This is a genomic window from Stenotrophomonas maltophilia group sp. LNF247, from assembly GCF_054083135.1.
Map to the genome: position 1 here is coordinate 59,185 of NZ_JBSRQL010000007.1, position 12,174 is coordinate 71,358.

The following is a 12,174-nucleotide window of genomic DNA, read 5'->3' on the forward strand; positions in this document are numbered from 1 at the left end:
TGGGGGCCCCCAACCCGGGGGCCCCCACTCCGCCAGGTCAGCGCTTGGCAGCAGTGCTGACCTTCAGTGCAGCGGCATCGACGCGGGTCACGCCCTTGATGCCCTTGGCAGTGGCAACCGCCTTGTCCTTCTCGGCCTGGGAGGCCACCGCGCCGCTCAGGCTGACAACGCCGTTCACGGTTTCCACCTTGATCTCCGTGCCCGGAACGTTGCTGCTGGCCAGCAGGTCGGCCTTCACCTTGGTGGTGATCCAGGTATCGGTCACAGGCTCATTGGAGTCATGGCGATCAGCATGCGTGGCCGGATGGCTGCTGGTCGGCGGGCTCTTGGCAGCGGGATCCTTTGCAAATGCAGCCGAGGAGGACAGCGCCAGGCCCAGCGTCAAGGCAGAAGCAATCAGTGTGCGGGAGGTATTGCTCATCGTGTCGTACTCCTTCGGGATGTGCTGCCAGTCTGGACAAGCCGCCGTAGAGCAGGCGTGGCGCTGCGGTCATGCCGCCGTGAATCGGACCGTTTCCTGGGGCAACGGTTCAGTTTGGCCTGCCACCACCCGTCGTATACCCTGCCCTTCCCACAGCCGGAGCTCTGCCATGCGCCCCGACCTGCAACTGGCCCTGATCGGCTACGGCCTCGCCGGCCGCGTCTTCCATGCGCCGCTGATCCAGCACACACCCGGGCTGGCGCTGCACAGCATCGTCAGTTCGCAGCGCGACACATTGCTGCGCGCGTTCAGCGACGTGCACGTGCGTGCGATGCCGCAGGACGTGTTCGACGATCCGGCCGTGGACGCAGTGGTGATTGCCACACCGAACGCGCAGCACGCGCCGCTTGCAATCGCGGCGCTGGCCGCGGGCAAGCACGTGCTGGTTGACAAGCCGTTTGCGCTGGATGTCGCTGAAGCCGAAGCGGTACTGGCTGCGGCACGCAGCGCCGGCCGCATCGCCACCGTGTTCCAGAACCGGCGCTTCGATGCGGATTTCCTCACCCTGCAGGCGCTGCTGGCCGAAGGCGCACTCGGCGACGTGGCCGAGTGCCATGCGCATTTCGACCGTTACCGGCCGCAGGTGCGCGATCGCTGGCGCGAGCAGGACGGGCCCGGTAGTGGCCTGTGGTACGACCTGGGTCCGCATCTGCTGGACCAGATGCTGGTGCTGTTCGGCTGGCCCGAGGCGATCGATGCGGATCTTGCCGTGCTGCGCCAAGGCGGCAGCGGCATCGATTACTTCCACGCCGTGCTGCACTACCCGCGGCATCGCGCGATCCTCCATTCCGGTTCATTGGTCGCGGCACAGACCCCGCACTTCAGCGTGCATGGCAGCAAGGCAAGCTGGATCAAGCACGGCCTGGACGTGCAGGAGGCGCAGCTGCGCCGCGGTGTGGCACCCGGTGCGCCAGGCTGGGGTATCGATCCGCGGCATGGTGAGCTGGTGCGCTGCGATGCCGAAGACAACGTGCAGCGCACGACGGTGGACAACCTGCCTGGCGACTACCGGCGGCTGTATGCGCAGTTCGCCGCGGCGATGCACGGCGACGGCGAAGCTACGGTCAGCCCGGTGCAGGCACTGCAGTTGATGCAGTTGCTGCAGGCGGGCATGGACAGTGCGCGCGAAGGGCGGCGAATCGCGTTGGGGTGATCGGCAGGGCTGCGCCCTGCACCCGCAGAAGCGGTAGTGCCGGCCGCTGGCCGGCAACCTCAACAGCAAAAGCCGGCTATCCGTGGGATGGCGGGGTGGGTCGGGTTGCGGGGGACGCCGTAAATCCGTCCCTGGAGGCTTGGCCGCGCCATCCATGCCGCAGACACCCCCGCAACCGCCCCCACCTGGCCTTCGGCACTTTCCCGCGATCTGCCAGTAGATCCACGCCATGCGTGGATGACGTGCAAACAATCGGAAAATGCTTTTGCAGAGTCGAGCCATGCTCGACTGCCCCTGGCGCCATGGGGGTCAGCGCCCTTTCCTGCGGAAAGGGGTCCGACCCCGATTGCTTACGACTTCTTGATGGCGTGCCCACCGAACTCGTTGCGCATCGCCGACAGCAGGCGGTCGGTGAACGAGTTGGATTCGCGCGAACGCAGGCGTTCCAGCAGCGACAAGGTGATCACCGGGGCCGGCACGTCCAGCGCGATGGCTTCGGCGACGGTCCAGCGGCCTTCACCGGAATCCTCCACATACGGCGCGATGCCATCCAGCGACGGATTGCGCTTGAGTGCTTCGGTACTCAGGTCCAGCAGCCACGAACGCACCACGCTGCCGTGCCGCCAGACTTCGGCCACCTGGGCAAGGTCCAGCTCCATCTCCTGCTTGCGCTCCATCAGCGCGAAGCCTTCGGCGTAAGCCTGCATCATTCCGTACTCGATACCGTTGTGCACCATTTTGGTGAAGTGGCCAGCGCCGGATGGGCCGACACGCGCCCAGCCGCGGTCCTCGGCCGGTGCCAGCGTACGCAGCAGCGGCGCGATCTGCTCCACCACCGGCGCTTCGCCACCGACCATCAGGCTGTAGCCCTCCTGCAGGCCCCACACGCCTCCGCTGGTGCCGCAGTCGACGTAGCCCAGGCCGTCCTCGGCCAGCGCCTTGGCGCGGCGGATCGAGTCCTGGTAGTTGGAGTTGCCGCCATCGATGACGATGTCACCCTCGGCCAGGTGCGGGGTCAGCTGGCCCAGCGTCTGGTCGACGGTTTCGCCGGCCGGCACCATCAGCCACACCACGCGCGGCACCGGCAGCGCGGCCACCGCGGCGGCCAGCGAATCAACCACCTCCAGGCCGGCCTCGGCGGCGCGCTGGCGGGCGCCTTCGCCCGGGTCGTAGCCGACCACGCGGTGGCCGCCGCGATGCAGGCGCTGGGCCATGTTGGCGCCCATGCGGCCGAGGCCGATCATTGCAATATCCATTGTTTCACCTTCAGTTGGGGTCTAGGGTCAGGCTGCCTGGCCTGCCGGTAGCCGCGCAGTGGCGCAGCTGCGCCTCGCGCCAACGCCGGTAGAGCGTGGTATGCAGATTGTGCACCGCCAGGTCGATCGAAAAGGGGGTTCGCGGGTTGCGGTCGAGCAGGCGGGCGATGTGGTAGCCGATGGGACGTATACCGCGCGGATGCACATAGATCACGAACTGCTGGTAGAACGGATCGTCCAGCAGGCGGTCCATGCGTGCCAGCGTGGCGTGGTAGCGCGGCGCAAGCGCCGCGCGCACCTCAGGGTCGCGCTCGAACAGCAGGCGTTCGAAGTAGCGCTGGCCGGTGCGCGGGATGTCCTGCGCGAGTTTCCATAGTTCGACGTTGCGCTGGTCGTACCAGGCCAGGCCGCCATGCGTGGCCAGCGCCCGCGCAGCGTCCTCGCCCACCTCGACCACCACGAAGTTCTCGGCCTGGTTGCTCAGGTCGTCCAGCGTGCCCTTGTCGTATGCATGCTCGATGAAACCAGGCACACCGACGAACGCCTGGCGCCCCATCGCCGAGGTACGCACTGCCTTGCCATCGGCGAAGAAATCGCCGGCATGCGCGCCAAGCAGGATGCTGTCGGTCCCATGCAGGGCGAGAAAGGTGCCGATCGACAGCTCATCCGCAGAGAACTCGGTATCGAAGGCAGCATCGCCATACAGCTCGCGCTGGGTGGCCAGCTGCGCGACCTGGCGGCCGACACCGCATTCGGCACGCACGGCACCGTTGTAGAACGCCTGCAGCGCCTTGCTGTTGCCCGCGCTGGGAACGAAACCGCGGCCAAGACTGTGCGTACGCTGCCAGCCTTGAGCGCGCGGGCCCTGCAGGCCGAAACCGATCCAGCCCATCTGCAGGCCGAAGAAGCGGAAGCGGGTGTTGGCCTGCAATGCCGAGGCGGCGCGTTGCGTGGCCGCCCCCAGCTGGAACGCATAGGCGCAGATCGTGGCCGGATCGTCCAGCAACTGCTGCAGCAGCGCTTGGCGTGCAGCAGCGGACATGTGCGCCGGCCAGCGCACGTGCAGATCGCCTGCTGCCTGCGCCTCGGCCAGCGACGCACGGGTGCACACCGCGCCACCATGCACCTGCGGCTCCTTCAGCGCGGCCTCGTCGAAGCGCCAGCCCAGCCGCAGCAGCAGCCCCTGGGCGCAGTCGCCGGCTGTGGCCGCCACGCCCATCACAGGCGCGAGCAACAGGGCCGCGCCCATCAGCCAGCCGTGCACGTTCACCCTTGGTCCGTGCGGACCGGCGCGGGCTCAGGAACTGCTGCGGGTGGTGGCGGCGGTGGCGTGCCCGCAGCCTGTGGCAGGTACTGCTGCAGGCGCTGGAAGAAACGGCGATAGAAATCGGCGTCGGTAACCGTGCTGCTCGCCACTTTCACCAGCGAATCGTCATTGCTGCCGAACGGCAGTGATACCGAGCCCAGTGCACCGACGCCGACACTGGCGGACGTCGGGCTCTTCTTCAACGCATAACGGTCCTGCACGGCGCTTACGAACACCAACGCCTGATCGCCCCGGGGCGCACAGGAGATGCGCAGCACCAGCTGCTCATGGTCGTCTTCGCGCGGCTGGAAGTTCTTGTTGCCTTCCACCTGTGCGTCATCGGCACGGGCGATGGCGTACCCCTGGCTGAGCAGGGTGCGCCGCGCCGCTTCACAGGCATCGCCGGGGCGGCCATCGACGGTACGCGAGAACGTGTCGCCGGAATCGAAGGATTCGCGCAGCAGCGTGCTGTCTGCGGCACGGCCACCACAGGCCGACAGGATCAGGGCGCTGCCAAGCGCCACAACAGCACTGGAAACGAGGGAGGACCGCATGGGTGCTCCTGCGAGGACGGTACCGGCAAGGGTAGCCCCCCAGCTGTGTGCGGCAGGTCGAAAGCACCCGCGTCAGGCGGCCCCGTTTGCAGCCGGTTCATGCACGAAAAAAGCAGAAGGCCGGCAATGCCGGCCCTCGGGTATCACATACCGTGTCCGGCTCAGTCCGCCCAGCGACCGGCGCCGGTCGACTGCGGCAGCACCTGTGCCGACAGCGGGCGGTCGTTGGCCAGCAGGTTCACCGCATCGGCCAGGATGGACGCCGACTCGCGCAGCAGCGGGTCCGGGCGCTTCTCGGCCGCCTTCTCGCGCGCGGCGTCCTTGACGATGTCGCGCTCGTTGCCCGTCAGGCCGTCATCGCTGCTGTCATCGGCCAGCGGGTCCAGCGCCAGGCCCAGCTCCTTGCGCTGCAGCTGGCGTTCCTTGCGCTGGGCATCCTGGCGCTCACGCTCGGCGCGGCGCGTGGCCTCGTTGAGCGAGATGTACTTCTTGGCCGCCTCGGTGCGGAACTGTTCCACGTCCTCGTTCCACCACTGGAACTCCTTGTCGGTGGCGATGCGTGCGTCGTGGCGGGTTTCCAGCTTCGGCAGCAGCGGCGCGAAGTTGCCGTATTGGGTGTGCGGCACGGCGGCGATGCGGGTCCACGGCAGGGCGTTGTCGTAGGTGCTCTCGCCAAACTCGGTGGCGTCGACACTGGCCGGGAAGGCCAGGTCGGGCACCACGCCCTTGTGCTGGGTGCTGCTGCCGCTGATGCGGAAGAACTGGGCGATGGTCAGCTTGACCTGGCCAAAGCGCTGGGTCTCGCCGCTCGGCCAACGGTCGAGGTCGACGATGTTCTGAACGGTGCCCTTGCCGAAGCTGGTTTCACCGATCACCAGGCCACGACCGTAGTCCTGGATGGCACCAGCAAAAATTTCCGAGGCCGAGGCCGAACCGCGGTTGATCAGCACCGCCAGCGGGCCATCCCACGCCACGCCCTGGTTGCGGTCGCTGTTGACGGTGACGCGGCCACCAGACTCGCGCACCTGCACCACCGGGCCCTGCTCGATGAACAGGCCGGTCAGTTCGATGGCTTCATCCAGCGAACCGCCGCCGTTGTTGCGCAGGTCCAGCACCACGCCGTCCAGCTTGTCGTTCTTGAAGCCGGCCAGCAGCTTGGCCACGTCGCGGGTGGCCGAGGCGTAGTCGGCCGCATTGCGGCGACGGCCTTCGAAGTCCTGGTAGAAGGTCGGCAGCTTGATCACGCCGATCCTGCGTGCCGGCTCGCCATTGGCGGCCGGGATGGTCATGGTCTCTCCCTTCGCGGCCTGTTCGGCCAGGCGCACCTTCTGGCGGGTCAGCACCAGGGTGTGGTGCTTGCCGTCGGCACCCTCGGCGGCCGGAATGAATTCCAGCTTCACCTGGGTATCCTTGGCACCGCGGATCTTGGCCACGACGTCGTCGATGCGCCAGCCGATCACGTCCTCGACCAGGCCGGACTTGCCCTGGCCGACGCCGACGATGCGGTCACCCGGCTTCAGCGTGCCATCCACTGCAGCCGGGCCACCGGCGATGATCTCGCGGATCACCACCATGTCGTCCTGCCGCTGCAGCTGCGCACCGATGCCTTCCAGCGAAAGCGACATCGCCTGGTTGAAGTTCTCGGCGGTGCGCGGGGTGAAGTAGTCGGTGTGCGGATCGACAGCGCTGGTGTAGGCGTTCATGAAGAACTGGAAGACATCCTCGCCCTTCAGCTCGTTGACCGACTTTTCAAGCGTGGCATAGCGCTTGTCCAGCGTCTTGCGGATGTCATCGGGCTTCTTGCCGGCCAGCTTAAGGCGCAGCCAGTCATTCTTCACCGACTTGCGCCACAGCTCATCCAGCTCGGCGCTGCTGGCGGCCCACGGCACCTTCTTGCGGTCGTACTCGAAGCGCTCGTCGGTGGTGAAGTCCGGTTCCTGCTTGAGCAGCTTGCGCGCGTAGGCCACGCGCTCGCCGACGCGCTGCTTGTAGACCGCAAAGACCTGGAATGCCGGCTCCAGCTCGCCGCCGCGAATGGCCGAGGAAATGTTGGCTTCGAACGGCGCAAAGCGCGCCACGTCGGCCTGGGTGAAGTACTGCTTGCCGCCGTCAAGCGTCTCCAGGTAGCGCTTGAACACGTCCTTGGACGTGGCCTCGTCCAGCGCGCGCGGGCGGTAGGCATAACGGCTGTCGGACAGCAGGCCGTACACCAGCTTGGAGGTGGTCACCTGATCGGCGGTTACCGCAGCGGGCAATGCCGGCGAGTCGGCCTTGGCCGCCAGCGCCAGCGGCGCCACCAGCGCCAGGGCCATCAGGAATGCGGGGGCTTTGAATTTCATTGACGTGCTCGAAGGCGCCTTGCCAAGGGGGAGACTGCGGGGTGTTAAGACACCACGACAGTGCCGAAAGTTGCCGGGTTTGTCACCCGGCCGCGCTCGGTGGAAAACCAGCCTAGCCGGGCCGGTGTAGCAAATTGTGAATGCATGTAGAGCCGAGCCAATGCTCGGCTGGCCGGCAGCAAGCAGCCGAGCATGGGCTCGGCTCTACGGCAGGCAGAGGTGTGCGGACCAAGGGTCCGCACCCACAGGAGAAGTAGCTCCCACCCACCGGCAGGGTGTCAGGAAATGCCGGCGCCCTTGGCCTGGACGTCGGCGTGGTACGACGAGCGCACCATCGGGCCGGAGGCCACGTGGCTGAATCCCAGCTCGTAGCCGTAGTCCTCCAGCGCCTTGTAGTCCTCGGGAGTCCAGTACTTCAGTACCGGGTGGTGATGCGCGGTCGGCTGCAGGTACTGGCCGATGGTGATCATGTCCACATCGTGCGCGCGCAGGTCGCGCATGGTGGCCTTGATCTGTTCGAAGTCTTCGCCCAGACCCAGCATGATGCCGCTCTTGGTCGGCACGCCCGGGTGCTGCGCCTTGAAGTTCTTCAGCAGGTTCAGCGACCACTGGTAGTCCGCACCCGGGCGCACATTGCGGTACAGGTCCGGTACGGTTTCGATGTTGTGGTTGAACACATCCGGCGGGTTCTGCGCCAGGATCTCCAGCGCGCGCTCCATGCGGCCCTTGCCACGGAAGTCCGGCGTCAGCACTTCGATGCGGGTACCCGGCGACTTTTCGCGGATGGCGGTGATGCAGTCGACGAAGTGCTGGGCACCGCCGTCACGCAGGTCATCGCGGTCGACGCTGGTCACCACCACGTACTTCAGGCCCATGTCGGCCACGGTCTGGCCGAGGCTGGCCGGTTCGTTGGCATCCGGCGGCTTCGGGCGGCCATGGGCCACGTCGCAGAACGAGCAGCGGCGGGTGCAGACCTCGCCGAGGATCATGAAGGTGGCGGTGCCATGGCCGAAGCATTCGTGGATGTTCGGGCAGCTGGCTTCCTCGCATACGGTCACCAGGCGGTTTTCGCGCAGCTTGGCCTTCAGGTTCTGCACGGCATTTCCCGAGGGAATGCGCACGCGGATCCATGACGGCTTGCGCAGCACCGGCGCGTCGGCGAACTGCACCGGCGAGCGGTTGATCTTGTCACCGCCCAGCTGCTTGACCCCGGCCTGCAACGGCGCGGCGGATGGGGAGTCGCCCTGCACGATCTGCAGGGGAATGGAACGGGCGGTGGTTTCAGTCATGGCAGTTCCGGGAGCGGTCAGGCGGCCGCAGAAAGATCGGGCAGTTCGTGCGTGGGCTGGAGCAGCAGGCCGAACTGGCGGGCCAGGTGCTCCAGCAGTACCGGCTTGACGGCCTCCATGCCGGAGGGCCCGCCCAAGTCTACTACCGAGGTCACCTGCAACCCCTGATAGCCACAGGGATTGATGCGGTGGAAGGGTTCCAGGTCCATGGCCACGTTGAAGGCCAGCCCATGGAAGGTGCAGCCGCGCCGCACACGGATGCCGAGCGCAGCGATCTTGGCACCACCGACGTAGACGCCCGGGGCGCCCTCGCGGCGTTCGGCACCGATGTTCCACTCGGCCAGCGTATCGATGAGGGCCTGCTCGATGCGGCACACGTAGTCGCGGACCCCGATCCCCAGCCGCGGCAGGCGCAGCAGCGGATAGACCACGATCTGGCCGGGACCGTGGTAGGTCACCTGGCCACCTCGGTCCACGTGCAGCACCGGGATCTCACCCGGTGCCAGCACGTGCTCGTCCTTGCCGGCCTGGCCCAGGGTGAACACCGGGTCGTGCTCGACCACCCACAGCTCGTCGGCATCGTTGTCGCTGCGCTGGTCGGTGAAGCGCTGCATGGCGCGCCATACCGGCTCGTAGGCTTGGCGGCCGAGGTCACGGACCACCGCCGGACGCGGCGCGCGGTGTTCCGGGGCGGCTTCGGCCGGGCAGCTGTCGGCTACAGCGTCCACTTCACTTCCGGGTGGTCGCGCAGCGCCTGGTGCGCCAGGTCGTACTGCTCGCGGCTTTCGGCCTTGAACACGATGCGGACGGAGACGTACTTGCCGTTGGAGGAGTGCTTCCAGCTGATGCGTTCGTTGACCACATCGATGCCGGCAGCCAGCAGCAGGCGGGGGAGCTCATGTTCCAGGCCGCGGTTGGCCGGGCCCATGGCGCTGAGCTCGAACTGGCCGGGGAACTGGAAGCCGTGGTCGGGGTTGTCGGACTTGATTTCCATGGAGCCATTATCGGGCCGCAGGGCAACAAACCCAAGAGTATTCATCAACGTCAAACGGCGCACTGGTGAGTCGCTGCGTTGCAGCTGAACAGACGTTCAGCATTGGTCAATGCCCCGAAACCCACTACAGGAGGGTTCAGGATTGTCCTCACGAGACAATGTCGTTTTCGGAACAGACAAGTGATTCGAACGCGCTCGTTCCGTCACATCCCCGCGAGTACCGTGTCGCGGCATACAACGACAGACAGAACAAAGCCCTCCCAATGAGTCCCCCCTCCCACCGCCGCCTTGCGGCCTTCGGCCTGTACGGCCTGCTGGCTGCTGCCCTCCCGCTTGCCGCCCAGGCGGCCGAACAATGTGGCCCGGACGCGATGCGCGACCATCCGCCGCAGGTCAATTTCCGCGTCGACAACGACCTGTTCGGCGGCCGCCACCAGGATCAGGGCTATACCAACGGTGCGCTGTTGACCCTGGTCTCCCCCAATCTGGTCGATTACACCGACGACCCCTGCCTGCCACGCATGGCGCGCTGGGTGAACCGGTACCTGGAAGGGCTGCATCCGGGCAGGTTCGAACAGCAGAACATGATCTTCAGCATCGGCCAGGGGATTTTCACCCCAACCGATTTCAGCCGCAGGGACCTGATCGAGGACGACCGCCCTTACGCCGGCGTGCTGATCGCAAACTTCGGTTTCAATGCGCGCAGCGGCGACCGCCTGCAGACCACCCAGCTGACACTGGGCGTGGTCGGCCCGTGGGCGCAGGGCAAGCAGGTGCAGAATGCCGTGCATGAAGTGTTGGGCGACGAGAAATTCAAGGGTTGGGACAACCAGCTGCACAACGAACCACTGTTCATGCTGACCCATGAGCGCATGCGCCGCTGGCCGGGCGATGCCAGCGTCAATGCCGACGGTTGGGGTTGGGACGCGATCAGCCACTACGGCGGGTCGATCGGCAACCTGGAAACCAAGGCCAATTTGGGCGGTGAAGTGCGCTTCGGCTGGAAGCTGCCGGATGACTTCGGCAGCACGCCGTTGCGCCCGGCAGGTGAGAACACGGCGCCGACCCGCGGCGGCCGCCCAAGCGGATGGTCCTGGCACCTGTTCGCGACCTCCGACGCTGCCTGGGTGATCCGCGACATCACGCTGGATGGCAACACCTTCCGCAACAGCCACAGCGTGGACAAGCGCCATGTGGTGGCCTACGGCGGGTACGGCGTGGCGGTGATGTACGGCCGCTGGAAGTTCGCTGCCGCGCGCTACCACAGCACGCGCGAATTCAACGGCCAGCGCCAATCGCCGGTGTTCGGCAGCTTCACCATCAGCCGCTCGCTGTAGGCGAGGGGCTGAGGGTGAAGCGGGTAGGTGCCGACCGTTGGTCGGCACACCGGTTACTGCATCGCTCGCTGCAAGTGAGGCGCTGCCGGTAGTGCCGGCCGCTGGCCGGCTCTCGCATTTCCGGATGGATTCATGGGGAGCCGGCCAGCGGCCGGCACTCCCCCCATCCGCATCCGACATCCCGGAACGAAAAGGCCGGCATACGCCGGCCTTTTCATTCACCACGCCGGGGCGTGGATCATTCCGATTCCCACCACATCCAGAAGCTGTCCCACAGGCGCTTGAAGAAGCCGGCCTGTTCGACGGCAGTCACGGCGACCAGCGGCGCTTCGGCGACGACCTTGCCGTCCAGCGTGACCTTCACGGTGCCGATCTGCTGGCCGGCAGTGAACGGTGCCTCCAGGGTCTTGGGCACGTCGATGCTCGGCTTCAGGTCGTTGTAGCGGCCGCGCGGCACGCTGACCAGCATCGGCTGCGCCACGCCCAGCTGCACCTTGTCGGCGGTGCCCTTCCAGACCTTGTGCTCGGCCACGGGCTTGCCCGGCTCGTACAGGCGGTGGGTCTCGAAGAAGCGGAAACCCCAGTTCAGCAGGGCCAGGCTGTCATCAGCGCGCTGCTTTTCCGACGCACCACCCAATACCACGGCGATCAGGCGCTGGTCGCCGCGCTGCGCCGAACTCATCAGGCAGTAACCGGCTTCGGAGGTGTGGCCGGTCTTGATGCCGTCGACGCTGCCATCTCGCCACAGCAGCAGGTTGCGGTTGGGCTGCTTGATGTTGCCGACCTGGAATTCCTTGATCTTGTTGTACGCGTAGGTTTCCGGGTAATCACGCACCATCGCGCGGCCCAGCAGTGCCAGGTCATAGGCGGTGCTGTGGTGGCCTTCGGCGGTCAGGCCGTGGGCGTTGACGAAGTGCGAGTTCTTCATGCCGATCTTGGCGGCGTAGCTGTTCATCAGCGACGCGAAGGCTTCTTCGCTGCCGGCCACATGCTCGGCCAGGGCGATCGCGGCGTCATTGCCGGACTGGATCGCCATGCCCTTTTCCATGTCTTCCAGGCGTGCGGTCTGATTGACCGGGAAGCCGCTGTAGCTGCCATCGGTGCCGGCGCCGCCTTCGCGCCATGCGCGCTCGCTCATCATCACCTGGTCATCCGCACGGACCTTGCCGTTCTTGACCTCGGCGGCAACCACGTAGGACGTCATCACCTTGGTGATGCTGGCCGGGGCCAGCTGCTCGTGGATGTTTTCGCCAGCCAGCACCTGGCCGGTGGCGTAGTCCATCAGCACCCAGGCCTTGGATACGCTCGGCACCGGCGCCGGGGGGGTGGCAACGGTGGCCGGGGCAGCGGCGGCGGCAGGCGCAGGCGTGGCCGGGGTCGGCAGCGGCGTCTGGGCGGAAGCCAGGCCCACCACCAGGGTGGCGGCCAGGGCGGTGGCGGCGGAACGGAAATTCATTGGACAGCA

The 12,174-nt window shown here is 66.6% G+C and carries 11 protein-coding genes; 2 read left to right on the forward strand and 9 right to left on the reverse strand.

The window, feature by feature from the left end:
• Positions 1 to 37: 37 nt before the first annotated feature.
• Positions 38 to 421 (reverse strand): BON domain-containing protein, encoded by a 384-nt coding sequence (locus ACTXG9_RS09115; RefSeq protein ID WP_019660668.1) that lies wholly within the window; start codon positions 419 to 421, stop codon positions 38 to 40.
• Positions 422 to 590: 169 nt separating this feature from the next.
• Here ACTXG9_RS09115 and ACTXG9_RS09120 point away from each other — a divergent pair, with 169 nt between their 5' ends.
• Positions 591 to 1,634 (forward strand): oxidoreductase, encoded by a 1,044-nt coding sequence (locus ACTXG9_RS09120; RefSeq protein WP_021204678.1) that lies wholly within the window; start codon positions 591 to 593, stop codon positions 1,632 to 1,634.
• A 350-nt stretch (positions 1,635 to 1,984) separates the two neighbouring features.
• Here ACTXG9_RS09120 and gnd read toward each other — a convergent pair whose 3' ends face one another.
• From gnd to ACTXG9_RS09155, 7 genes are all read right to left on the reverse strand, one after another.
• Positions 1,985 to 2,890: a phosphogluconate dehydrogenase (NAD(+)-dependent, decarboxylating) gene (gene gnd / locus ACTXG9_RS09125; RefSeq protein WP_111098686.1), complete on the reverse strand. Its 906-nt coding sequence runs from the start codon at positions 2,888 to 2,890 to the stop codon at positions 1,985 to 1,987.
• Positions 2,891 to 2,900: 10 nt separating this feature from the next.
• A complete protein-coding gene (locus tag ACTXG9_RS09130; protein ID WP_111102121.1) occupies positions 2,901 to 4,139 on the reverse strand; it encodes a hypothetical protein in 1,239 nt (412 codons plus the stop codon).
• Between the two features lie 17 nt (positions 4,140 to 4,156).
• Positions 4,157 to 4,750 carry a DUF2242 domain-containing protein gene (locus ACTXG9_RS09135; protein ID WP_019660672.1) on the reverse strand — a complete coding sequence of 198 codons (594 nt, stop codon included), beginning with the start codon at positions 4,748 to 4,750 and terminating at the stop codon, positions 4,157 to 4,159.
• A gap of 161 nt (positions 4,751 to 4,911) precedes the next feature.
• On the reverse strand, positions 4,912 to 7,089 hold the full coding sequence (locus ACTXG9_RS09140; protein ID WP_019660673.1) for a carboxy terminal-processing peptidase: 2,178 nt from the start codon (positions 7,087 to 7,089) through the stop codon (positions 4,912 to 4,914).
• Positions 7,090 to 7,367: 278 nt separating this feature from the next.
• The gene (gene lipA, locus ACTXG9_RS09145; protein WP_019660674.1) at positions 7,368 to 8,378 is read right to left on the reverse strand and encodes a lipoyl synthase; all 1,011 of its coding nucleotides are present in this window, start codon (positions 8,376 to 8,378) and stop codon (positions 7,368 to 7,370) included.
• A 17-nt stretch (positions 8,379 to 8,395) separates the two neighbouring features.
• Positions 8,396 to 9,106: a lipoyl(octanoyl) transferase LipB gene (gene lipB / locus ACTXG9_RS09150; RefSeq protein WP_019660675.1), complete on the reverse strand. Its 711-nt coding sequence runs from the start codon at positions 9,104 to 9,106 to the stop codon at positions 8,396 to 8,398.
• Positions 9,094 to 9,372 carry a YbeD family protein gene (locus tag ACTXG9_RS09155; protein WP_005411067.1) on the reverse strand — a complete coding sequence of 93 codons (279 nt, stop codon included), beginning with the start codon at positions 9,370 to 9,372 and terminating at the stop codon, positions 9,094 to 9,096. Before ACTXG9_RS09155 ends, lipB begins: the two co-directional genes overlap by 13 nt.
• A gap of 263 nt (positions 9,373 to 9,635) precedes the next feature.
• Between ACTXG9_RS09155 and ACTXG9_RS09160 the strand changes: the two genes are divergently transcribed.
• Positions 9,636 to 10,709 carry a lipid A deacylase LpxR family protein gene (locus ACTXG9_RS09160; protein WP_206621868.1) on the forward strand — a complete coding sequence of 358 codons (1,074 nt, stop codon included), beginning with the start codon at positions 9,636 to 9,638 and terminating at the stop codon, positions 10,707 to 10,709.
• A 238-nt stretch (positions 10,710 to 10,947) separates the two neighbouring features.
• Here the strand turns inward: ACTXG9_RS09160 and ACTXG9_RS09165 are convergent, their stop codons facing one another.
• Positions 10,948 to 12,165 (reverse strand): D-alanyl-D-alanine carboxypeptidase family protein, encoded by a 1,218-nt coding sequence (locus ACTXG9_RS09165; RefSeq protein WP_329866081.1) that lies wholly within the window; start codon positions 12,163 to 12,165, stop codon positions 10,948 to 10,950.
• Positions 12,166 to 12,174 lie beyond the last annotated feature (9 nt).